Annotated in this window: 20 protein-coding genes and 1 pseudogene; 12 read left to right on the forward strand and 9 right to left on the reverse strand. The window is 71.1% G+C overall.

Features of this window, described 5'->3' with window-relative positions; translation table 11 throughout:
- Positions 1 to 41: 41 nt before the first annotated feature.
- On the forward strand, positions 42 to 494 hold the full coding sequence (locus ACH4UM_RS15995; RefSeq protein ID WP_398178564.1) for a hypothetical protein: 453 nt from the start codon (positions 42 to 44) through the stop codon (positions 492 to 494).
- Positions 495 to 524: 30 nt separating this feature from the next.
- Entirely contained in the window at positions 525 to 818 is a 294-nt protein-coding gene (locus ACH4UM_RS16000) for a hypothetical protein (protein ID WP_398178566.1), read from the forward strand.
- 327 nt (positions 819 to 1,145) lie between these two features.
- Here the strand turns inward: ACH4UM_RS16000 and ACH4UM_RS16005 are convergent, their stop codons facing one another.
- Positions 1,146 to 1,961 carry a hypothetical protein gene (locus ACH4UM_RS16005; protein WP_398178569.1) on the reverse strand — a complete coding sequence of 272 codons (816 nt, stop codon included), beginning with the start codon at positions 1,959 to 1,961 and terminating at the stop codon, positions 1,146 to 1,148.
- Positions 1,962 to 2,048: 87 nt separating this feature from the next.
- The gene (locus ACH4UM_RS16010; RefSeq protein WP_398178572.1) at positions 2,049 to 2,681 is read right to left on the reverse strand and encodes an RNA polymerase sigma factor; all 633 of its coding nucleotides are present in this window, start codon (positions 2,679 to 2,681) and stop codon (positions 2,049 to 2,051) included.
- A 472-nt stretch (positions 2,682 to 3,153) separates the two neighbouring features.
- On the opposite strand from ACH4UM_RS16010, the gene ACH4UM_RS16015 reads away from it, so the two are divergent.
- The 4 genes from ACH4UM_RS16015 (at position 3,154) to ACH4UM_RS16030 (ending at position 9,470) form a co-directional block, all read left to right on the forward strand.
- On the forward strand, positions 3,154 to 3,648 hold the full coding sequence (locus ACH4UM_RS16015; protein ID WP_398178575.1) for a DUF1877 family protein: 495 nt from the start codon (positions 3,154 to 3,156) through the stop codon (positions 3,646 to 3,648).
- Between the two features lie 205 nt (positions 3,649 to 3,853).
- Positions 3,854 to 4,636, forward strand: a complete 783-nt coding sequence (locus tag ACH4UM_RS16020) for a hypothetical protein (RefSeq protein WP_398178578.1) — start codon at positions 3,854 to 3,856, stop codon at positions 4,634 to 4,636.
- 14 nt (positions 4,637 to 4,650) lie between these two features.
- Positions 4,651 to 7,125: a glycosyltransferase gene (locus ACH4UM_RS16025; protein ID WP_398178581.1), complete on the forward strand. Its 2,475-nt coding sequence runs from the start codon at positions 4,651 to 4,653 to the stop codon at positions 7,123 to 7,125.
- 233 nt (positions 7,126 to 7,358) lie between these two features.
- Positions 7,359 to 9,470 (forward strand): transglycosylase domain-containing protein, encoded by a 2,112-nt coding sequence (locus ACH4UM_RS16030; RefSeq protein WP_398178584.1) that lies wholly within the window; start codon positions 7,359 to 7,361, stop codon positions 9,468 to 9,470.
- Positions 9,471 to 9,501: 31 nt separating this feature from the next.
- On the opposite strand, the gene ACH4UM_RS16035 is transcribed toward ACH4UM_RS16030, so the two are convergent.
- The 3 genes from ACH4UM_RS16035 to ACH4UM_RS16045 form a co-directional block, all read right to left on the reverse strand.
- The gene (locus ACH4UM_RS16035) at positions 9,502 to 9,969 is read right to left on the reverse strand and encodes a DUF5994 family protein (RefSeq protein WP_398178587.1); all 468 of its coding nucleotides are present in this window, start codon (positions 9,967 to 9,969) and stop codon (positions 9,502 to 9,504) included.
- A complete protein-coding gene (locus ACH4UM_RS16040) occupies positions 9,966 to 11,729 on the reverse strand; it encodes a SpoIIE family protein phosphatase (RefSeq protein WP_398178589.1) in 1,764 nt (587 codons plus the stop codon). Before ACH4UM_RS16040 ends, ACH4UM_RS16035 begins: the two co-directional genes overlap by 4 nt.
- A gap of 217 nt (positions 11,730 to 11,946) precedes the next feature.
- Positions 11,947 to 12,441 carry a DUF5994 family protein gene (locus ACH4UM_RS16045; RefSeq protein ID WP_398178592.1) on the reverse strand — a complete coding sequence of 165 codons (495 nt, stop codon included), beginning with the start codon at positions 12,439 to 12,441 and terminating at the stop codon, positions 11,947 to 11,949.
- A 435-nt stretch (positions 12,442 to 12,876) separates the two neighbouring features.
- Between ACH4UM_RS16045 and ACH4UM_RS16050 the strand changes: the two genes are divergently transcribed.
- From ACH4UM_RS16050 to ACH4UM_RS16065, 4 genes and pseudogenes are all read left to right on the forward strand, one after another.
- Positions 12,877 to 13,398: a putative immunity protein gene (locus ACH4UM_RS16050; protein WP_398178595.1), complete on the forward strand. Its 522-nt coding sequence runs from the start codon at positions 12,877 to 12,879 to the stop codon at positions 13,396 to 13,398.
- 172 nt (positions 13,399 to 13,570) lie between these two features.
- Positions 13,571 to 14,164: a DUF4352 domain-containing protein gene (locus ACH4UM_RS16055; protein WP_398178598.1), complete on the forward strand. Its 594-nt coding sequence runs from the start codon at positions 13,571 to 13,573 to the stop codon at positions 14,162 to 14,164.
- A 47-nt stretch (positions 14,165 to 14,211) separates the two neighbouring features.
- A pseudogene (locus tag ACH4UM_RS16060) lies at positions 14,212 to 14,281 on the forward strand (VapC toxin family PIN domain ribonuclease); the annotation flags it as partial.
- Positions 14,282 to 14,733: 452 nt separating this feature from the next.
- Entirely contained in the window at positions 14,734 to 16,242 is a 1,509-nt protein-coding gene (locus ACH4UM_RS16065; RefSeq protein ID WP_398178601.1) for an FAD-binding oxidoreductase, read from the forward strand.
- A 131-nt stretch (positions 16,243 to 16,373) separates the two neighbouring features.
- Here the strand turns inward: ACH4UM_RS16065 and ACH4UM_RS16070 are convergent, their stop codons facing one another.
- The 3 genes from ACH4UM_RS16070 to ACH4UM_RS16080 all read right to left on the reverse strand — a co-directional run bounded on the left by ACH4UM_RS16070 (position 16,374) and on the right by ACH4UM_RS16080 (position 19,008).
- Positions 16,374 to 16,634 carry a hypothetical protein gene (locus tag ACH4UM_RS16070; protein ID WP_398178603.1) on the reverse strand — a complete coding sequence of 87 codons (261 nt, stop codon included), beginning with the start codon at positions 16,632 to 16,634 and terminating at the stop codon, positions 16,374 to 16,376.
- Entirely contained in the window at positions 16,631 to 18,268 is a 1,638-nt protein-coding gene (locus ACH4UM_RS16075; protein ID WP_398178606.1) for an FAD-dependent oxidoreductase, read from the reverse strand. Before ACH4UM_RS16075 ends, ACH4UM_RS16070 begins: the two co-directional genes overlap by 4 nt.
- Positions 18,269 to 18,336: 68 nt before the next feature.
- Positions 18,337 to 19,008 (reverse strand): ferric reductase-like transmembrane domain-containing protein, encoded by a 672-nt coding sequence (locus ACH4UM_RS16080; RefSeq protein WP_398178609.1) that lies wholly within the window; start codon positions 19,006 to 19,008, stop codon positions 18,337 to 18,339.
- Positions 19,009 to 20,163: 1,155 nt separating this feature from the next.
- Here ACH4UM_RS16080 and ACH4UM_RS16085 point away from each other — a divergent pair.
- Complete coding sequence (locus ACH4UM_RS16085) at positions 20,164 to 21,135, forward strand: ATP-binding cassette domain-containing protein (RefSeq protein WP_398178612.1); 972 nt, start codon at positions 20,164 to 20,166, stop codon at positions 21,133 to 21,135.
- Complete coding sequence (locus ACH4UM_RS16090; RefSeq protein WP_398178615.1) at positions 21,132 to 21,926, forward strand: ABC transporter permease; 795 nt, start codon at positions 21,132 to 21,134, stop codon at positions 21,924 to 21,926. The genes ACH4UM_RS16085 and ACH4UM_RS16090 overlap by 4 nt, the downstream gene beginning before the upstream one ends.
- A gap of 36 nt (positions 21,927 to 21,962) precedes the next feature.
- Here ACH4UM_RS16090 and ACH4UM_RS16095 read toward each other — a convergent pair whose 3' ends face one another.
- A complete protein-coding gene (locus ACH4UM_RS16095; RefSeq protein ID WP_398178695.1) occupies positions 21,963 to 22,514 on the reverse strand; it encodes a pentapeptide repeat-containing protein in 552 nt (183 codons plus the stop codon).
- Positions 22,515 to 22,981: the final 467 nt, after the last annotated feature.

The raw sequence follows: 22,981 nt of genomic DNA on the forward strand, positions 1-22,981 counted from the left end.
GGTAGCTGCGGTCGTGTCGGTTCGGAGAACAGCCGCGGTCGGTGGCCCAGGCCCTCACGCTGACGGTGATCGGGGGCGGCCTCGGCATCACAGTGCCGTCGGGACCGGTCAACCTCGGTTCAACCGCGGTCAGTTCCAGCCCGCAGACGGTCACCAGCCAACTGGGCAACGTCACGGTGAGCGACCAGCGCGGCGGGACCGCCGACTGGACCGTCACGGCGCAGGCAGTGGACTTCACCGGACCCAACAACACCACCATCTCGGTTTCCGCACCGAACTCCAGTCTTTGCCACGCTCCCCAGGCCAACGTCATCGGCAGCGCCGCGGTGACCCCGCACGACCTGAGCCCCATGTACCCGCCGGGCTCCGTGCAGACCGCCACGGGAGTCAGCGGCACGAACCCGGCGACCTGGAACCCGACGATCACCATCACCGTCCCCCCGAACCCGCTCGCGGGCACGTACAACTCGACCATCACGCATTCCGTGGCGTGACGTAACGGCACCCCGACCGAGGCTTCTTCCGTGCACAGGTACCTTCCGGCTGCAGCGCTGTGCCTGCTGGCGCTCGCCGGGTCCGTCGGCGCTCCTTTGCCCGCGACCGCGTCACCCCGGGGCACGGCGAAGGGCGCCGACAGCCAAGGCAGCTTCTCCGTGCGGCTCGTCGACGTTCCCGCGTCCCTTGCCGACGACACACGCGCACGTCACTACATCATCGACAACCTCCGTCCGGGCACCACCATCCGCCGGCGTCTGGAGGTGGCGAACACCTCCGACGAACCGGCGCACGTGGTGATGCATCCCGGCGCCGCGTTGTGAGCGGTCTTTACGAGGAGACCCATCGCGCCCGTATCACCTTCCCGCGCGCCGGGGGTCAGGGGCGGCCGGTCCGGGCCCACGCCGTCATCGGCGGCAGGTCCCTGGCCTCTTACGGAGGGGCGGCCGGACTCGTCCTGGGTGGTGCGGTCCTGCCGGTCACCGTGTGGCTTCGGCGGCGGAGGGCGGACGCACAGGACCGATGGGGCGGCCTCACCAGGCAGATGGGGCGGCCTCACCAGGCAGATGGGGAAGCCGCGCGGCCGGCGGAGTCTCCATGGCCGGCGCGAGCGCCCGGACGGCGGACGGCCCGGCCGGCGGGCGGGGCGGCTACTTGTGCTTCCCGCCGCCCTTGTCGCCGCTCGCCCGGCCGTTCCCGGCCGCGTTGTCCGTACCGCCGGAGTTGTTGCCGGACGTGCCGTTGTGGGAGCCGCCGGTGCTCCCCGCCGTGCCGTTGCCGGTGTCCCCGGCGCCCTCGCCGGGTTTGCCCGTGCCGGCCGGCCCGCTCGGCGTGGCCGTCGCCCGCTGCTCGGAGCAGTACGCGGCCACCTTGTCCTTCCCGCCGGCCGCCGTGACGAGTTGCTGCCAGGCCTTCGCGTCGAGCGCTTTGCCGCGATCCCTGACCTGCCCGTAGGCGCGGCAGTGGGCTTCGGTGTCCTGGGCGGGGGCCGGGCGGTCCGTCGGTCCGAAGCCGCCGAAGGACGGCGACGACGCCCCACCGCCCGGCTGGTCCGGGGCGAGCGCCGACGGGTGCGCGCTTCCCCGCCCGGCACCGGCGCCGTCCGTCGACGAGCCGGCGGAACCGATGGCCGCGACCGCGACTCCGCCCAGGGCCAGGCTGGTGAACACCACACCGAACGTCATCTTCACGAGGCGCCCGGCACGCCGCTCCGCGGGCAGCCGCCAGTCGTCACGGCGCCGGGTGCGCGCCCGGTGCGTCGCGCCCGCGGCGTGGGCGGCCCGGAAGGCGGCCACGGCCCGCTGCTCGGCCTCGGGGTCGAGTTCGCCTCCGCGTATGACGGCGGCCAGCACCGTTTCCAGCGTGGCGACGTCACCTACCTCCCACGGGCCGTGGCCGGACACGGCGCCGCCAGGGTGCACACGTCGACGGCCCGGGACTCCGTCGCCGCTCAGCCGTTCACCCATGTCCGTTTCCGTTCTTGTTCGACCGGTTCGATTCGTTCGGTGTACCGGGCCTGATGTCTGTTCGCCGACTTCTGTCGCCGTCGTCGTTCATTTCGACTTCCCCAGCGTTCGGGAAGCCCCATCCGTCACACCCGCATCCGTCTCGCTGCCGACGCCCAGCTGAAGGGCCAGGCGTTTCAGGCCCCGGTGGGCGGCGGTGCGCACCGCTCCCGGACGCTTGCCGAGGACGCGTGCGGTGGCGGGGCCGTCCAGGCCGACGACGACCCGCAGGAGCACCGCCTCGGCCTGGTCCCGCGGCAGTCCGCGGACCAGTTCCAGGGCCCGCTCGGTGGAGAGGGACTCCAGGGCCTGCTCATGGGTGCTGTACGCGCTGGGCAGGTCCAGTACGTCCTGTTCGGTCCCTCCGGCCCGGGGCCGTACGCGCTGGCGGCGCAGATGGTCCAGTGCCCGGTGCCGGGCGATGGTCGCGGTCCAGCCGCGGAAGCCGGCCCCGTCCCCCTTGAAACGTCCGAGGTCACGGGCGATCTCCAGCCAGGCGTCGGACGCCACGTCCTCGGCGTCGTCGCCGACGAGCCCGTGCAGATAGCCGAGCAGGCCCGGCTGCACGATCCGGTAGGCAACCGCGAAAGCGGTTTCGTCGCCGTCCTGGGCTCGCGCGACTGCCGCACCCAATTCCCCGTCGTACGCCTGTACGCGCCGGGGTTGCCGTACCTGGCCCAAGACTGTCCTCGTTCGCACCGGTTCATGGCGATATCCGCCGTCCGTCGTGCTCCGGTCGCAACGACGGCCCCATGACGACCAGCGTCCGTGCTCACAGAAGTGTCACAACGCATCAGGCGCCCCTTCACGTCGCCGCCCGCTTTCGGGGTGCGCAGGACGGTATGCGACCGGAACGGACCGGAGCAGACCGGAACAGATCAGAACGTGACCGGCACTGTCCCGGCCGTGTGACGTTTCGTGCCGGTCGTGCGCTGGATGAGTACCGGGTCCGGTGCCGCGCAGACCGAGGGCGACCGCTCGCCGTATGCCGGCACCGCGACGCACCCCCGGACCTCTCTCCGTGCCGCTCTTGACTCCCCCCGGGAGCGGCACGGAGAGGGAGGGGGCGGCCGGGACCCCGCCCACTGCACGGGGTTCCGGCCGCTCCACGCAGCCGCGTGATGCTTCGGCGCCCCGGTGCGCTCCTTCTGGCATGAGTACGTACCTCCATCTGCGAGCGGTGCCGCCCCCGGCACTGCGCAACAGTGCGGCCTGGCTGGAACGGCTCTTCGAGGACGACTCGGAGACCGTCCGGCACCGGGCCGGCCGGCACCGGGAGGAGGTGCTGGACAGGCGCTATCTGGACCAGGAGCGCATCTACGCCGGCGCCTGCCCGGATCGTGCCGAGGACCGGCCGCAGACCCAGGTGGTGCTCGGCGGCCGGCCGGTGTTCCGCGCCGACCCGCACAAGCCGCCGTTCCTGGTGCTGACGGCGGCCCAGGCCCGCCGGGTGGCCAGGTTCCTGGCGATCGCCGACTTCGACGCGCTGTGGGACTTCGCCCGCGACGAACTGCTGCCGCGCTACGGCGGCGTGACCGCGGAGCCCGAGACGTGGCATGCGTTCGCGTCGGCGCACCGGGAGTTGAGGGCCTTCTACGCGCAGACGGCCGAGTGCGGGGACGCGGTGGTGAAGTGGATGCCGGCCTGAGCCACGCGAGGGCCGGGGACCGGGAGCCTCCGGCCGGCAGGGGCAGCGCGCGTCCGCCCTCGGCAAGATCGCCCACCCCTCCTGAGCATTGATCACTTTTATTCTGATTATCCGTAATGCGAGGCCGAGGTGTAACACTTCCGGCCGCGTTCGCTCTCTCCATGGGGACGACCATGTCGGTCGGCCAGGACAGGGGGCACGACTCGTGCAGTGGACGGACGGAAGCGGCGCAGCGTACGGCGAGGATCCCTACGCCGGCGCCGGGTACGCGTATGCCTGCGGCCACGAGGGCGGCGGCAGCATCGTCACCGACACGGCGACGCTGTCCTGGGACCCGGTTCAACTCGCGCAGTGGACGCACCCCACGGGTCACACCCAGGCGATGGGGCCGGGCCCGCACGCCACCGCGATGCCTGTCCACGCGGCCGCGCCGGACCCCGCCGCGACGGCCTGGGCCGCTCCCATCGGTGACGTCCTCACGGTGCCGCCCCCGGAGTTCGCCGCACCCGGAATTCCCGTACCGGCACCGGACACGCCGGCCGGCGCGTCGGTGCGGCCGGTCTTCGTCGACTCCTCGGGACGCCGTCAGCGCCGCGTGCGCCGCGCCGCCCGGCTCCTGGTGATCCCGGCCGGCGGTTACGTCGCCCTGCTGATCAGCACGATGCTGGGCGGCTCCGGCGTCAGCTCTCCGTTCGTCCCGCAGCCGGAAGCCACGCACCCGGCCACGCCCCGGGCGACCGCGCCCGACTCCGCGCCCGGCACCGGGCACCTCGCAGACGGCGCGAGGTCCACGGCGCGGAAGAACTCCCGCCCCGCGGCGCAGACGACCCCCAGCCCCACCGGCCGGCCGGCAGCCTCCACCGCCCCGGCGGTCACCTCCGGACCCACCAGAATCGCCTCCCCGACGTCGACGGCCGCCCCCGCCCCCGCCCCCACCCCCGGCTCCAAGGGGCGTGCCCTCGGCTCGTCCCACAAGCCGGTGAAGTGATCCAGGGCCCTGATGTGACCGATCGCCGACGCCGCAACGCTCCCGCTCGCCGTCACGGCCGCACCCGCCAGATCACCCAGCGCACCCACTGGCTGCTGCTGAGCGTGCTCGCGGTGACCCTGTCGACGGCCCTCCTGCTGCAGGGCTACACCCACCACATGTTCGGGATCACGTCGGACGACGTGCCCGGCGCCCGGGGCCGGGCCGAGGCGGTGCCCAGCCAGGTGACCCATGGCGGCCCCGTGATCGCGAACGCCGCCACCTCCGCGCACACCGCCCAGGTGAAGGCCCGCACCATCGCGCTCACCTTCGACGACGGCCCCGACCCCGTCTGGACGCCACGCATCCTGGACGTGCTGCGCCGCAACCATGTGCACGCGACCTTCTTCGTCGTCGGGACCCAGGCCGTCGACCACCCGGAGCTGGTCCGCCGGATCGTCGCCGACGGTCACCAGATCGGCATCCACACCTTCACCCATCCCGACCTGGCCCACCTCGCCCCGTGGCAGCGCTCCCTGGAGCTGCGCGAGACGCAGTTGGCGGTGGCCGGCGCCGCGGGGGTCACCACCGCACTGCTACGGCCGCCGTTCTCCTCGAAGAACGACGCGCTGGACGACGCCGACTGGTCCGTCCTCAGGCAGGCCGACGCGGCAGGCTATGTCACGGTGCTCGCCACCCGGGACGCCGAGGACTGGCGGCGCCCCGGCGTGGACCGCATCCTCGCCCATGCCGCGCCGCACGGCCGTGCCGGGCAGATCGTGCTCATGCACGACGCCGGCGGCGACCGGTCGCAGACCGTCGCCGCGCTGAGCGCCCTGGTCCCGCAACTCAAGGCACGGGGCTTCAAGTTCGCGACCGTCTCCGACGCGGTCGGCATGGCCGCACCCGTCCGGCCCGCCGGGCTCGGCGACCACCTGCAGGGGCTGGCCCTCATCGACCTGCTGCAGGGCGGCGACTGGGCCGTGTGGCTGCTGTGCGTGCTGATGTTCGTGGCCGGAGCGATCAGCGTGCTGCGCGCCGTCGTCGTGCTGATCGCCGCCCGGCGGCACCGGCGCCTGCGGACCGGGCGCCGCGGCCGGCCGTGGGGACCGCCGGTGACCGAGCCGGTCAGTGTCGTCGTCCCCGCGTACAACGAGAGCGCCGGGATCGAGGCGGCCGTGCGCTCGCTGCTCGCCTCGGACCATCCGGTCGAGATCATCGTGGTGGACGACGGTTCGACCGACGGCACCGCCGACCTGGTGGAGTCGCTCCACCTGCCGGTGCGGGTGATCCGGCAGCAGAACGCGGGCAAGCCCGCCGCGCTCAACACCGGACTCGCCGCCGCCGGCTGCGAGCTGGTGGTCATGGTCGACGGCGACACGGTCTTCGAGCCCGACACCGTCCGCACGATCGTGCAGCCCTTTGCCGACCCTCGCGTGGGTGCCGTCTCGGGCAACGCCAAGGTCGTCAACCGCGGTGGGTTGCTGGGCCGTTGGCAGCACATCGAGTACGTGGTCGGCTTCAATCTCGACCGCCGCCTGTTCGACCTCGCCGAATGCATGCCGACCGTGCCCGGAGCGGTCGGCGCGTTCCGCCGCCGGGCGCTGCTCGACATCGGCGGCGTCAGCGACGTGACCCTCGCCGAGGACACCGACCTCACCATGGCGCTGTGCCGTGACGGCTGGCGCGTGGTCTACGAGGAGGGCGCGAAGGCGTGGACGGAGGCGCCCGCGTCACTGAACGCCCTGTGGCGGCAGCGGTACCGCTGGTGCTACGGCACCCTGCAGGCGATGTGGAAGCACCGCGGCGCGCTGGTGCAGCGCGGTGCCGCCGGCAAACTGGGCCGCCGCGGCCTGGTCCATCTGCTGTTGTTCCAGGTGCTGCTGCCCCTGCTCGCGCCCGTCGTGGACGTCTTCGCGCTGTACGGGCTGGTCTTCCTCGACCCGGCCCGGATCATCGGGCTGTGGCTCGCCTTCCTGCTGCTGCAGCTCATGATGGGCCTGTACGCGTTCCGCCTGGACGGAGAATCCCCGGGCCCGCTGTGGAGCATGCCGCTGCAGCAGTTCGTCTACCGGCAGCTGATGTACCTGGTGGTGATCCAGTCCGTGTTCACCGCCGTGTCGGGCTCACGGCTGCGGTGGCAGCGCATGGAGCGGTACGGCAGCCTGCGGGCCCCGGTGGGCGCGGAGGGGCCGAGCGGTGACCTCCCTGCGCAGGACCCCGGCCTGCCGCAGCAGGCACCGTACGACGGCTTCCGGCACCGGGGGCCGTACGACGGCGCTCCGGAACCGGCGCGGTACGGCGGCTTCCCGGGGCCTGCGCGGAACGAGCCCCTTCAGCAGCCGGCACCGTACGAGCCCCTTCGGCAGCCGGGGCCGTACGACCCCTTTCAGCGGCCTGCACCGTACGACCCCCTCCAGCAGCCAGGGCCGTACGACGGCCTTCCACAGCCCCCGCCCCACCCCGGTTTCCGGCAGCCCGGACCGTACGAGACACCGCAGTTGTACTGAGAGGACAGTGAGCAGAGCCCATGAGCGGACACCGGCGCCGACCGCCACAGCGCTTCAACGGCGGCACACGTGCCGGGGGTGACGGCGCCACGGGCCACCGGGCCGCGCGTCGTGATCCGTCCCCCCGGCAGGAGCTGCCGAGCCGGAACCGGAGAAGGGCGGCGCCACAGAAGAAACGTTGGATCGACTACCCGCACCGAGGCAGGACGGGCCCGCGCCGCTGGCTGCCGTCGGTGCGCCAGCTGCTGGCCCTCCTCCTGCTCCTCTTCGGCGGCACGGCAGCGGCCGTCGGCTATGCCTACGCCACGGTCACCATCCCCGACCCCAATCCCACGACACTGCTGCAGAACAACGTCTACTACTGGTCGGACGGCACGGTCCTGGCGACCGACGGCAGCGTCAACCGGCAGAACGTCTCGCTCTCGCAGGTCCCCGCCGACGTGCAGTGGGACTTCATCGCCGCGGAGAACGCCTCCTTCTACACCGACCCGGGCATCGACCCGCAGGGAATCCTGCGCGCCGTCGTCCACATGGCCGCCGGCGGCTCCGTCCAGTCCGGATCGACGATCACCCAGCAGTTCGTCAAGAACACCTACCTGGACCAGTCGCAGACGGTCTCACGCAAGTTCAGGGAACTGCTGATCTCCACCAAGATCGGCGCCGCGATGACCAAGGAGCAGATCCTCCAGGGGTATCTGAACACCTGCTTCTTCGGCCGTCAGGCCAACGGCATCCAGGCCGCGGCCCGCGTGTACTACAACCGCCCGGTGGAGAAGCTCGACGTGAGCCAGGGAGCCTTCCTCGCCGCGGCGGTCAACGAGCCGAGCCTCTTCCAGCACGTGGACTCCGATCCCGCCGCCAGGGCGCAGGCGGAGGCACGCTGGTCCTGGGTGCTGGACCGGATGGTGAAGACCGGCAGGCTGACGCCGCAACAGCGGGCACGGTACGCGGCCGCCGGATTCCCCGCGCCCAGGAAGTGGACCCCCGGTTCGGGGCTGACGGGCGAGACCGGCTACCTGGTCCAGCTCGCCAGGTCGTACGCCGAGGCGCACGACGCGGCCATCACCGACAGCAGCCTGAGCAGGGGTGGCTACCAGATACACACCACCTTCGACAGGAAGAGGACCGCGCAGCTGGCCAGGGCCGTCGCCGAGGTGCGCAGGCAACGCCTCGACCCCGCCCACCGGGCGGTCGACCGGGACGTCCAGGTCGGAGCCGCCTCGGTGGAACCCGCCACCGGCCAGATCCTCGCCGTCTACGGCGGCCCCGGCTTCGACCACGCCCACTACTCGGACAACGCCGACACCTCCGGCGTCCCGGTGGGCTCGACCTTCAAGCCCGTGGTCCTCGCCGCAGCGCTCCGGTACGGAGCGGTGCTTCAACCCGGCCGGTCCCCCGCGTTGATCACCCCGGCCAGCAAGTTCAACGGTGACGACGGCATCAAGATCAAGGACCAGCAGGGCAACTTCGTCGCCGACCCCAAGGACCCCACCGGGCTCCTGCACCAGCACAACGACACCGACCGGCGCTGGGGCTACATCTCCCTGCGCAAGGCGATGGAGGAGTCGGTCAACACGCCGTACGTGCAACTGGGGGAGGACGTGGGCCACGAAAACGTGGCGAGCACGGCGCAAGCCCTCGGCCTGCGCCCGGGCAGCCTCGCCGCCCCCAGCGCCGGCTTCTACATCGGCACCTCGACCCCGAGCGCCATCCGGATGGCGGGCGTCTACGCGACCTTCGCTGCCGAGGGGATGCAGACGCCCCCGTACTCGGTGACGAAGGTGACCCGCAACGGCTCCGCACTGCCCGGCTTCGCCGCCCCCGCCCGTGTGCGGGCCCTGCCGGCGGAGGTCGCCGGCAACGTGACCGACGTGCTCCGTGGCGTCATCGCCCGGGGCACCGGCACCAAGGCCCAGGCTCTGGGCAGGACCGCGGCGGGCAAGACCGGAACCACCGACGACTACCGGTCGGCCTGGTTCATCGGCTACACCCGGCAACTCGCCACCTCCGTAGTCCTCTTCCGGGAGGACGCCGGCCACCCGCAGTTGCAGTCCCTCATAGGCGTCGGTGGACTGCAGAAGGTGTTCGGCGGTGACATACCCACCGAAATATGGACTCAGTACATGCGCGACGCCCTCGCAGGTCTGCCCGACGCACCCTTCCCCACGCCCGGCCTCCTCGGCCACGGCACCGACGAGCCCGGCGCCCCCTCCCCCTCCCCCTCTCCCTCCGCGACCGCCGCCAAGCGCGCGGACAAGCCCGGCAAGAAGGGGAGCGCCACTGCCGCCCCCGCGCCGGGCGCCCCGACGGCACTCCCCAAGTGCCGTCACCACAAGTGCCGTTGACCGGAACAGCACCGCCAGGGCTTCGCCGCACTCACGTGTTCGGCCCGTGTGGCGTCGCCGGGTGTTCCGCCGCCCGCCCCGATGGGCCGAGCGGCTCCGGTACGCCGTCCTCGGTACGCCGTCCTCGGTACGCCGTCCTCGGTACGCTGTCCTCGGCCGGACGGTGTTCCCCGGCGGCCAGGAGCGCGCTCCCGGTGAGGTGGAGGGCGGGGCCGGCGGCAGCGGCCATCAGCCGGCCGGCCGCCGTGGGCCCGGTTTCGGGCGGGACGACCAGCAGGTCCCAGCGCCCGACGCCGTACGGGAAGATCCGGACCGTGTGCTGCTCGAACCCGGAGGCGGTCCACGCGGCCCTCACGGTGTGGCCCGTCACGGGCAGGCCGCACGGGGCGGTCGGCCAGGTGCCGGGGCCGACGGCGACCTGGGTGACACGACCTCGCTTCCTGTCGAACACGTCGGCGAGCGCGGTGGGTTCCTCCGCGTCCTCGGTGTCCTCGGTCACCGCACGGGCAGGCGCAGGGCGAGGAGGGCGATGTCGTCGGTGCTGCCGGGAGACATCCGGTCCGACAGCTGGTCGCAAAGCGTGTCCAGCGGTTCGTGCGCGAGCGCGAGGGCATGGCGGCGCAGCCGGCCGAGCCCGGTGTCCAGGTCGCTGCCGGGGATCTCGATCAGGCCGTCGGTGTAGAGCAGGAGCGTGGCCCCCGGCGGCAGGGCCTGGGCGGCGCTCGGTCTTTGACCCATGATCCCTTGGGGGGCTCCGAGGAGGAGTCCCTGCCCGGCCTCGAGGTACTGCGCGTTCCCGTCGGGGGTCAGCAGCAGGGGCGGCGGGTGCCCGGCACTGGTCCAGCGCAGGGTCCAGGGGCCGGTTTCCGGGCCTTCCACCCGGGCGAAAACGAGGGTGGCCATCGGCACGGTGGTGATGGCGTGCATGGCGTCGTCGAGGCGGTCCACGACGGCATCGGTCGGCCCGGTGTGGTCCCAGGCGAGGGAGCGCAGGATGCCGTGCAGCTGCGCCATGCCGGCCGCGGCGGTCAGATCGTGGCCCACGACGTCGCCGATGACCAGCGCGAGCGTACCGTCCTTCAGTTTGAACGCGTCGTACCAGTCGCCGCCGACCTGGGAGCCGGCCGGGGCGGGCTGGTAGCGGGCGGCCAGTTGGAGCCGGCCGGGCTGGGGCAGCGGGGGGAGGAGGTTGCGCTGCATGGCCTCGGCGATGGCGCGCTGGCGCCCGAAGCGGCGGGCGTTGTCGATGACGAGGCCGACCCTGCGGCCGATGTCGCTCACCACCTCGAGGTCGGCGACGTCGAAGGGGCGTGCCCGGTCGGTACGCACCAACGTCAGGGCACCGGTGACCTGCCGTCTGGTCCCCAGCGGCACCGTGATGGCGGATGCCGCGCCGGTTGCCCCGAGGAAGCGGCTGTGGACGGCGGCCAGGGGCGACTCGGGCGGTGTACGCGGTGTACCCGTTTCCGCCCGCTCCTGCAGGACGGGATCGCCTCCGTTCAGTACCTGGACCAGTGGGGAGTGGGCCGTCTCGCCGGCAGGTGGAAGGCGACCGCGCCAGTCCTCCTGTCCGGCGTCCCGGCCCTCTGGGCCGGTCACCGCCACCCGGTGCACCTGACGGGATCCGACCCGGAGGTCCACCGCCGCCCAGTCGGCCAGGCGGGGCACCAGAAGCCGGCTCAACCGGGCAAGGGCCTCGTCGATCTCCAAGGTCTGACCGAGCACTTCGGTGATCTCCGCGACCAGTGTCAGCCGCTCGGTGAGACTCTCCAGAGCGGTCGTACGGGCCGCACGCTCCGCCTGTGCCGCGCGTTCCGCGTGGTCCCGGCCCGTGCCGCGGTCCGCGGCGGTTTCGGCGATCAGCACGAGCATGCCTGTAAGGGCGCCGCCGTCGGTCAGGGGCAGGGCCGACCAGGAGACCGGGACCAGCCGTCCGTCGGCCCGCAGGCACCTGTCGTCCTTCCCGCGCGCCGAACGCCCCTCGGCCAGTGCCCGCAGCAGCGGGCAGTGCTCTCGCGGGATCCGGGCGCCCCCGGGGTCCCGATGGGACAGGTCATGGACGTCCTGTCCGTACATCACCGCTGCCGCGCGACCCAGTAGCCGCTCGGCGGCCGGGTTGACCGCGACGATCCGCCCCGCCGGGTCCACCAGGGTCACGGCTGTGCCCAACTGCTCGACGACCCGCTGCCACAGACCCGGCTCCGCCGCCGGCAGCCGCCACTCGCGCTCTCCTCCGTCGGGCCTCACGTCCTCCACCACGCCGCCCTCCCCTCACGGAACGCCCGGCCGGGTCCTTGGCCCCGCCGGTTCACAGAAGCACCGGTGCCCCGATGGTCCCGTACGCGAACCCGGCCGCACGGTTGACACGGCGATCCAGTGGGCGATTGGGCGATCACCGGCCGACGGCCGGTGCGGACGTCCCTGCCGGGGCCCGGCGCGCGGGTGTGCGCGATGTCGTGGCGACGCGTCGCCGGCACTAGCCTGCCGGGCCGGCCGGGTGGTCCTGATCGGTGCCCGTGTCGATCAGGACCTGCTCGGCCCGCGTGATGTTGCCGGTACGGACCGCGGCGGCCATCGCGGCCCTCGCCGCGGGCACGGGCGTGTCCGGCGCGACCACGAGCAGGGAGAAGTGGTCCTGGGCGCCACGGGTCACGAGCGCGGTGTCGTCACCCACGGCGAAGGCGTCGATGTGCACGATGCGGTCGTCGACGGTCATCCGCGTCGGCAGCTCGTCCCAGGCGTCGCGGTCCAGTCCGACACGGGTGATGGGCCCGAGCCGCTCGGTCAGCGCGGCGATCAGGCCCGGCAGCTCGGCCCCGGGGTTCCTGGAACGGGGCCACCAGGCACCGTCGAAGACGGCCTGGCGGTCATGGGTGGTCGTGAGCCGCAGCAGCGCCGTTCCGGGGCGCAGGGACTCGTACACTCCGTTCGCCAGGAACCCTGCCGGGGGCGGGGAATCGGAGACGGCCATGAAGCTCACCTGCCCTGTCGGGGTCCGGCAAGCCGCCGGCCGCCGGTGGCGGTGATGGAGCGACTGCCGCGAGGGCGTACCTACTCCTCATGGCCCTCGCCACCACGCTACTCCCCGCCCACCTGTCCGGTCCTGCCGCCGGCGGCGGGCCAGGACGCCGAATGCGGTCGCTCCGATCCCGGTGGTGCGGTCGGCTCCGCTCCGGGCGAGGACGGCATCCCGGGCATGACCGGCAGGTCGACCGGTGGTGACATCGTGGCCCGGCTGCCGCGGCGCACGCCTTGGCAGTGGCTCCGGCGCAACAGGCCCTGAGCGGGCAACGGCCGTTCCTGAGGGCGGGCGGCTGATTGCCGGCCGGTGCGCGGTGAGCGGCGCGCGCCCGCCCGGGGGAGTGACCGACAGGACAGGGGGCTCCGGAACCGGCAGGATGTGCTGGTGGCCGAGGTGACCATCAGCGAAGAAGACCGCCGGCTGCTCGGACTCTGGGCCGCCGACTGCGTCGAGCGGGTGCTGCCGCTGTTCGAGGCGAAGGCTCCCCGCGACACTCGTCCCCGTGAGGCGATCGAGGGCATCCGGGCCTTCGTGCGCGAGGGGAGGCGGACGGGGCGGCTGCGCTCCCTTGCCTGGGCGGCTCACGCGGCCGCACGCGAAGTCGGCGACCCGGCTGCCACAGCCGCCGCCCGCGCCGCGTGCTACGCGGCGGCGACCCCCTACATCCACCCACTGGCCACCCCTCACCAGTCGAAGCACGCCCTTGGGCCCGCGGTCTACCAGGCGCGCGCTCGTGAGCTCGCGGCGGACGATGACGCCAGGGCCGGTGACGAGGAGATCCGATGGGCGATCGAGCACGCCCCGCGGGCAGTTCGCGAGCTTGTGCGGCGGATGCCGGCTCGCAGCCGTGGCCGTAGCCGGCTGGACGCGCTCTACTACCAGCTCGACGCAGCCCTTCGCCGCTGATCGGCGAGGCACGCCCGCGGAGCGCAGGCGGTGGTCCGGGCGCTCCGGGACACCGGACGGCAGATGCGGCTTGCAGGTTGCTCCCACCCACCGACTTTTTTCGATGTGGCATGCAACCATGCGGCTCCTTCACGAGTCCCTCACATGCAAGCCACAGAACCCTGGGGGGATCTTGTACAACCGCACCCGCATCAGAATCGTCGCCGCCGTCGCCGCTGCCGGCATCGGCGCGTTCGGCCTCACCGCCTGCAACACCGGTGACACCGTTACCAGCAAGCCCAAGGCCAGGAAGTCGGCCGGCAAGAGCAGCGGCAAGCAGCCGGCTGCCAGGAAGACCGCCACGCCCGATGTCGCCGAGGTCGGCGACACCATCGCGTTGAAGGGCATGGACGACGGCAGCAAGCTCGACGTCACCGTCGTCAAGGTCGCCGACCCGGCGAAGGCCGGCGACGAGTTCACCACGCCCGAGTCCGGCAAGCGGTTCGTCGGCGTCCAGTTCAAGCTGGTCAACACGGGTACCGTGACCTACGGCGACAGCCCCGGCAACGGCGCCCAGATCACCGATGCCGACGGCCAGCAGTTCGCCTCCACCATCGCCGACATCACCGCGGGCCCCTCCATGTCCAGTGACGTGAAGCTGAAGCCCGGTGCCAAGGCGCTGGGCTGGATCGTGTTCGAAGTCCCCAAGGGGTCCAAGGCGGCCACCGTGCAGTTCACCATGGACTCCGGCATGGCTGATCAAACCGGTGAATGGAAGCTGTCCTAGCCTCGACCGCCGGCCCGGCCGTTCCCGTGGAACGGCCGGGCCTCGTCTTCCGTGCCGTACGCCCCCTTGGGCCACCACAAGGCATTTCGGGTACTGCCCGACGACCTGCCGCTCTGACGGTGGGACTCGGCCGGAGGGTATTTCCGGCGGCTGCCCAACTCGGCCAAGCCGTCCTGCCCAGGAGTCACGGCAATTCCCGGAATTATTATCCACAGAAATAAAGTCGGTGGATTCGGGTCGAGGAGACGGCAACGCTCCCAGAGTTTTTACGCAAGAGCATCACGCGGACCGCGGGTAGGAAATAGCCGTGTACGCGGACTTCGTCCAGCCCCGCCGGATCCACCCGGCTGGGCTGATTCCCGGCTGGGCTGATTCATGCCCAGTCACGACGCGTACTTCTTCAGCATGCTGTCGTCGTCCGTAATTAGCGTGTCGGGCGAAACCGCCACGCCACCCCTGTTACCGTGCGGCTCTCAAGGGGTTTTCCGCAAAGGATTTCACGCGCCGGCCGGCGGACAGGATTTGCCTGAGTTGAATTCTGGCGTAGCCCGGTCGAGAGGATACGGACCATGAACGATTTTTCTCGTCGCGGCCTGCTCAAGGCGACGGCGGCCGCAGGCGCCGGCGCGGTCGTCGTCCCGGGCACTACGACCGCGGAAGCCCCGGACGCGAGCGCCGCGAGCGAAAGGCCCGGAAGCACGAAATGCAAGCCGGCGGAGCTGACCGGCCGCATCGTCCGTCCCAACGACCCCGCGTACGCGAGTGCGAGCCTCGGCTGGGACGAGCTCTTCGTTCACTGTCCGCTGGTCATCGTCTACGCCCAGGAGACCCAGGACGTGGTCAACGCCCTCACGTGGGCGCGGCAGAACGACGTCGCGCTACGGGTACGGAGCGGCGGCCACAGCCTTGAGGGCTGGTCGAACGTGGACAACGGCATCGTGATCGACGTCAGCGAGTTGAAGTCGGCCCACATCGACACCGACTCCCGTATCGCGACGGTCGGCGCCGGGCTCAACCAGTTGGAAGCGGTGACCACGCTCGCGAAGAAGAACCTTGCGGTGACGACCGGAACGGAGGGCAGTGTAGGCCTGTCCGGCGCGACGCTCGGTGGCGGCTTCGGCTTCCTCACCCGCTACCTCGGCATGGCCTGCGACAGCCTGATGGCGGCTGAGATCGTCGTCGCGTCGGGTGCCGACTGCGCCAAGGTGATCAGGGCGGACCCGAGAAACCACTCGGACCTGCTCTGGGCGCTCCGCGGGGCGGGAAACGGCAACTTCGGGATCGTCACCTCGCTCACCTACAAGGTGGCTCCACTCAAGAGTGTCGCTTATGTACAAGCGACATGGCACGGCCTCGGTGACCTGCATGGGGTTTTCGACGCATGGCAGCATACGGCGCCGAGGGCCGACAACCGACTCGGAACCCAGCTCGAGGTCCACACGGGCGAGATCCTGCTGTTCGCCGTTCTCGCGGAAGGGTCGGCGGCAGAGGCGCAGGAGCTGCTGGCCCCGATCCTGTCGGTCGGCAACCCCAATGTCTCGGTGCAGGTCGGCAACTGGGGTGACGTATATGCGGGATTCCAGATCCCGACCCAGAACGAGCCCGCGAACTGGAAGTTCTTCTCGCAGTTCACCAGCAGGCCGTTCCCGAAGGAGGCGATCAGCCTGATCGCCTCGTTCATGCAGGACGCCCCCTCCGACGACAGCAACTTCTTCACCCAGGCCTTCGGCGGGGCGGTCAGGAGGAGCGAGCCCCGCGGCGGCACCTCGTTCCCGCATCGCGACGCGCTTTTCTATTCCGAGCCCGGCGCCGGCTGGGGGACCCGTGGACAGGCGGGCAGCGGCGACGCGATCACCCCGAAGGCCCAGGCCTGGATCGCCGAGTTCAGCCAGGCGCTGCGGCCGTACGTGAACGGCGCCTACGTCAACGTGCCGAACATCGGGATGCAGGATTGGGAAACCGCCTACTGGGGATCCAACTTCGACCGGCTGCGCAAGATCAAGGCGAAGTACGACCCCCACAACGTCTTCCAGTACGAGCAGAGCGTCCCGCCCGCGTCATGGTCCGAGCGCGGGTGACCTGCGTCAGCCCGGAAGCAAGTTTCTGCCCCGAGCCACCGAAGGCCGGTCACGACGGCGGGTGCGCCTACTGCGCACCCGCCGTGTGTGTCGGGTCCTGGCCGGTCGAGGCGGGAGCCCCTGCCGGCGCCCTACCTGGGTCGCGACGCCTGCCCGAGGTGTGGGGTGGGGCTGCCGCGCCCCTGCTGGACCCCGGCCGGAGCCTTGCCCGGCGGCATCGGCGCCGCGGTGACCAGCACCCTTCCGTAGGCGCCCATCACCGCGGCCGTCACGACGAGGATCACCAGCCAGCGCAGGTGCAGGCGGGCTGGCAGGCTGAGCACCCAGGCCAGCAGCCCGCCGGACACCGGACTTCCGGAACGGCGGCCACGGGTACCTCTACCTCGGCTCATCGTCGCCTCCTTCTGTTCGTGGTCCGCGAGCGCGGACGGGTTCGGCCTATCTGGTCGCGGTGGTCGAGGAGTTCCAGCGGCATGTCGAAGGCGACGGCGCCCACGATCTGAGGACCGTGAGGGGTGTCCCGGGTGTAGCGGGCGACGAAGCGCTCGGAGCGGAGGGACCCCTCGGTGATCTCGACCTCGGTGCCGAGAGCCGGGATGCCCACAGCCTGTATCCGGGTGCCGTGCTGCTCGGACCAGAAGCGCGGAACCGGGGCGAAGCGTGCGGCGCGTTCGGGCCCGCGCAACAGCGCGTCGGCGGCCTGCTGGCCCATCTCCACGGCGTGGATGAGGTGCTCGATGCGCCGTGGCTCGGAGTCGAAGCGCAGGTTGGGCCAGCGAGCCACGTCACCGGCGGCGACGATGTGCGGAGTGGGGCGGCCCCAGGCGTCGATCGCGTGACAGGTGGGAGCGCACAGCACACCGTCGGAGACGTCCAGTCCGCTGCCGCGCAGCCATTCGGTGCGCGGTTCACTGCCCAGGCCGAGGACGACGAAGTCGCAGTCGATGATCTCGTCGTCGTCCAGCCGCAGCCTCAGCACGTCACCGTGGTCCTGCCAGTCGACGACCTGCGTGCCGAGCCGCACGTCGACGCCCGCCCTGCGCTGGATGCCGCCGACCAGGGCACCGAGGCGCTCGCCGAGTACCCGGCGCAGCAAGGGGGCGCTGTGCACGACAAGGGTGACGTCCAGACCGCTTTCCCGGGCCGTGCACGCCAGTTCGCAGCCGACGAATCCACCGCCGAGGATCACCACATGACGGGCCCGTGCGGCGTCCATCGCCTGTCGTACCGCGGCCGCGTCCCCCAGCGTGCGAATGGTGCGCACCCGCTCGCTGAGGAGCGGAGCCTCGGGAAGGCGCTTGGCGCCCACCCCCGTGGCCACGACCAGCCCCTCGAAGGGCAGTCGCTCGCCACCCGGCAGTTCCAGGGCCGATCCGTAGAGGTCGAGGCCGACCAGCCGGGTGTCCAGCAGCCAGTGGGCGTCCAGCGCCTCGTCCGCCCTGAACACGAGCTGCTCTTCGCTCAGTTCACCGGACAGGTACTGCTTGGAAAGGGGTGGGCGGCTGTAGGGGCGGTGCGCCTCCTCCCCCACGACGACGAGTTCCCCGTCGAAGCCCCGGTCTCTGAGCCGGGCCGCCGCGCTCAGCCCGGCCAGCCCGGCCCCGGCAACCACGATGCGCCTGCTGCTTGCCCGGGCCCCTGCCCCGCTGCGCACAGGAGGCGTGCGACGCCGGTCGCCGGAGGACCCGGAGCCGGGGCCCTGGCCGCCCTCGATCGCGATGGCCTGCATGGGGCAGCAACGCGCGGCCTGCCGTGCCCTGGCCGCGAACTCCGCGGGGACGCCACGGGTGTAGTGCAGCGAGCCGCCCTCGGAGATCCGGAAGACCTCGGGGGCCTCCTGCTGACAGATGCCGTAGATGTGGCACCGGTTGTTGTCCACGCTGATCCGGACGGGTTCGTCCTCCGGGACGAGCGCCGGGCGCGCCAGGCTGAATGAGTCGGCCAAGATCGCGGGGGACTGGTGCACGACCGTGTGCTGCTGGGCCGGCGGCGTGACGTGCTGCGCCTGACGCGGTACCGAGGGCACGGTCTCATGGCTATGGTTCGGGGCCGTGGGCCGGGTACGGACCTGCGGGTGGCCGGGATCGGGATGTGTCACCGAGCCCCTCCGGCCTCACTCGGAAAGGCACGCTGCCGCAGTCTGGAAGCGGAGGGGAAGAGGCGTATCAGGAAGGCAACGAGCACCGTTCCGGCGCCTGCGGCGACGCCGACCGCGACCAGGTTCGGATGGCGCGGTTCTGGATGGACCAGGAAGATGTGCAGCCAGATCAGGGCGAAGGACGCGTAGGCGAACTGGTGCGTCCTGAGCCAGCGGTGGTAGCCCAGGCGGTGTTGCAGCCAGACCGAGCAGGCCACGGCGATGGCCAGTTCCGTGCCCAGGATGCCCAGGCCCACCGGCACGCGCTGGAGGCCTCCGAGGAACGGTACGGTCAGCTCCGGCCAGTGGATCCGCCAGATCGGCTGGTACAGGAAGGTCAGGCCGTGCAGACCCCCGAAGATCATCGCTGACAGCGCCAGCGTCATATGGGCTCCGTAGAAGGTGGCCCGGTTGACGGTGCGCTGCATGAACCGCAGCCGGAGCATCACTCCCAGGACCACCGTGGCGACCATCAGCACATAGGCGATGAGTGCGGCCAGCCGCGCGATCTGGTGCACGCCCGAGTCGTATGAAATGTGGTGGTTGTAAGCGTCCAGCGGCGACCCGGGTATCGGTTGCGCCGCCGCGGAGGCTTCGGAGCTCAGGAACACGAGGACGCCGACCGTCATGAGCCCGACCGCCAGTCCTCCGGCAAGCGCGACAGCGGCGGATTCGCGTCTGACCGGCACCTTTTAGCGAGCATGCTACGAGCTCCTCGTATTCACGTGCCTGCGGAATGCGCGATCTCCAGAAGTGCATTCACGCTGGGAATGACACCGGCGCTCCCGAGGGCATGCCGCCCTCTGGGTGTTTCCCGTGGAGGGGCACAGCTTGGCCACAGAGGCTACATGACCTTCACAGGCCGAGGGGCGTCATCGAGTGAGATGACTATGGTGAGAATGTTACCGAAAGTCCCTTTCATGGAGGGAGAGAGGCCACCTCATGGAGTGTGTCTATGAATTACCTCTGAGTTCGCCACGTGGGCCGATTCCGCGATATCGGCCGATCCTGTCGGCGGCGATCGACCGCCCCCTTGTGAAAATCCCCTCACTCCTTATTGCAGGCTCATCGGTGACAAATGTCTCCAGGACGCAATACCTCATGGTGGAGCGGAACGGTTGTTTCCTGCGTATCGGTTTCTATGCGACATCGTGCCGTGTTCGGTGCGTGTTCGGTGCGTGTCCGGTCGCGTGTCCGGTCGCGTGTCCGGATGGGCCCAGGTGTGGACGCGGGCTCGGCTCCTTCGTCATGTCATGTGCCACAGGGGTGCTGCGTCTGCGTACTGCTCCGGACGGCTGTCGATGAGGAGTTGACGCAGTGCGTCCCGCTGGGAGCAGTGCGAAGGTGTGCGGGAGTTCTCCCGCGAGTCGGGGGAGCGTGGAAACTGCCGGCGCGATCGTCCGGGCCCCGGCCGGCACCGACCGGACGGAGCGGGTGAGGGGTTCGCGCTCCCAGCCTGGGAAGCGACGGCGTTCGGCCGGGCTCCATGGCCTCGACCTCGTGGACACCTTCCCCCTGAGGTGGCCGTGAGGGGCGGACCGCACTGTTGTCGAGCGCCACGGACGAAGGTGCCTTTGCGGATCACGCCTGTGGGAGTCGCGGGGCGTGGCTTGAGGCGGCTCACCGGGTGAGCTCGCCGGCGACTTCACGGCGCCGGCGGTCGTCCTGCCGCAGACCTCGCCCATATGGCCTGAACTGCAAGTTTCAACGCTCTGAAGCTCTCTCCGGAGGGCTGAAAGCGAGTTGAAACCATTCTGAACCGCCCCGCCCGCAAGCTCTGCGGCATGACGACGAACCACGAAGCCGCGATCGCGGCGACCGCGCTGCGGAAGTCCTACGGGGACAGGACCGTCCTCGACGGCATCGACATCCAGGTGCCCGCCGGCACGATCTTCTCCCTCCTCGGGCCGAATGGCGCGGGCAAGACCACGGTGGTCAACATCCTGTCGACGCTGATCTGCGCCGACGGCGGACAGGCGCGGATCGCCGGACACGACCTCACCGCCGAGGCCCAGGCCGTCCGGGCCGCCATCGGTGTCACCGGTCAGTTCTCCGCCGTGGACGGCCTGATCACCGGCGAGGAGAACATGCTCCTCATGGCGGACCTGCACCACCTCTCCCGCCGCGAGGGCCGCCGCACCACCGCCGAACTGCTGGAGCGCTTCGACCTGGTCGAGGCCGCCAAGAAGCCCGTCTCCACCTACTCCGGCGGCATGAAGCGCCGCCTCGACATCGCCATGACCCTGGTCGGCGACCCGCGGATCATCTTCCTCGACGAGCCGACCACCGGCCTCGACCCGCGCTCCCGCCACACCATGTGGCAGATCATCCGCGAGCTGGTCTCCGGCGGTACCACCGTCTTTCTCACCACCCAGTACCTGGAGGAGGCCGACCAGCTCGCCGACCGCATCGCGGTGCTCAACGGCGGCAGGCTCGTCGCCCAGGGCAGTGCCGAGGAGCTCAAGCGGCTCGTCCCCGGCGGCCACGTACGGCTGCGCTTCTCCGACCCGGTGGCCTACGAACAGGCGGCGACCGCACTGCGCGAGACCACCCGCGACGACGAGGCGCTCACCCTGCAGATCCCCAGCGACGGAAGCCAGCGCGAGCTGCGCGCCATCCTCGACTGGCTGGACGCCGCCGGCATCGAGGCCGACGAACTGTCCGTGCACACCCCTGACCTGGACGACGTGTTCTTCGCCCTGACCGGCAGCCCCGTCCCCGCCGACAACGACACTGCCAAGGAGACCGTCCGATGAGCACTGCCTCGCACGCATACCGCGACAACCTCACCATGCTCCGGCGCAACCTCCTGCACGCCCGCCGCTACCCCTCCCTCACCCTGAACCTCCTGCTCACCCCGGTCATCCTGCTGCTGCTGTTCGTCTACGTCTTCGGCAACGTGATGAGCGCCGGCATCAACGGCGGTCACGCGGACCGTGCCGACTACGTCGCCTACCTCGTCCCCGGCATTCTTTTCCTGACCGTGAGCATGACCTCGCTCGGCACCGCGGTGTCCGTGGCCACCGACATGACCGAGGGCATCATGGCCCGGTTCCGCACCATGGCGATCTCCCGTGCCTCCGTGCTGATCGGCCACGTGATCGGCAGCGTGATCCAGACGATGATGGCTCTGGTACTGGTCCTGGGTATCGGACTGGCCATCGGCTTCAGGCCCGACGCCACGCCGGTGGAGTGGATCGCGGCGGCCGGGCTGATGGCTCTGGTCAGCCTCGCCCTGACCTGGCTCGCGGTCGGTATCGGCCTGATCAGCCCCAACGCCGAGGGGGCCAGCAACATCGGGACGCCGCTGGTGATGCTGCCGTTCCTGTCCAGCGCGTTCGTGCCGGTGGACGCGATGCCGGGCTGGTTCCGCTGGTTCGCCGAGTACCAGCCCTTCTCGCCCGCCATCGAGACCCTGCGCGGGCTGCTGCTGGGCAGCGGGATCGGCACCAGGAACGCGGTGCTCGCCGTCGTCTGGTGCCTGGGGCTGACGCTGCTGGGCTACCTGTGGTCCAAGGCGAAGTTCAACCGCGAGCCGCGGCACTGAGTTCGCGCAGTGCGGCGGCCAGCAACTCCTCCCGTTTCAGGGTGGCGTACGTCGACCTCGCGTCGTCGTAGGCCGCCCTGTCGGCGTTCTCGGCAGCCTGCCGGGACCGGGCCCAGGACAGGGTGGGGACCTCCCGTACCGCCGGCATCCGTTCCGCCAGCGCCACCAGCCGTACGGCCGCGGGGTCGCCCCCGGCCAGCCCGGCGAAGCCGAGCGCCAGCAACGCCGTGCCGTACACCGGAAGTTCCACCGGAGACCTGTCCCCCGAAGAGCCGTTCCCCGAAGAGCCGTCCCTCGAAGAGCCGTTCCCCGAAGAGCCGTCCCTCGAAGAGCCGTCCCTCGAAGAGCCGTTCCCCGAAGAGCCGTCCCTCGAAGAGCCGTCCCTCGAAGAGCCGTCCCCCGAAGAGCCGTCCCCCGAAGAGCCGTTCCCCGAAGAGCCGGGCAGTATCCCGAGGAGCCGCTCCCGCAGCTGCCCGGCCAGCGAGGCCACCGGTTCGAGCCGGCCGTGCTGCGCGTGCGCCGCCAGCGCGGCCGACTGAACCTGCAGCGCCCATGGATCCACGAACGGATCGCCGTCGAGCAGCACACTGTCCTCCCGGATCCGCTCGACCGCCCGGCGCCACAGCCCGAGCCCGACCTCGGTCAGCCCCCGGGCCAGCGCGATCTCCGCCCGGGCCATCAGATCGGGAGCGTAGATCCGGGCGGACTCCGGCTGCTGGTCCAGGGCCGCGAGTCCCAGCCAGTACTCCGCCTCGTCGACCTCCCCGCGCTGCAGACAGGCGAGCACCAGCCCCCAGCGGACGCCGATCGAGTCCGGCCAGCCGTCGAACTCGTCGAGCGTGCTCAGCGCGGCCCGCAGATGGTCGTACGCCTCCGCGCCACGCTCGGACTGCATGCACAGTTCGCTGATCCGCCCATGACTGAGCAGCTGCATGGCCGGATTGCCCAGTGACCCCAACGTGTCGGGCATCCGGCGGGCGCACTCCAGCGCGCGCTCCGTCTCGTGCTCGGCTTCCCATACGTAACTGGCGACGCCCCACGCCGTGCCCGCCAGC

This window comes from Streptomyces sp. NPDC020801, from assembly GCF_044334385.1.
Lineage (GTDB): Bacteria > Actinomycetota > Actinomycetes > Streptomycetales > Streptomycetaceae > Streptomyces.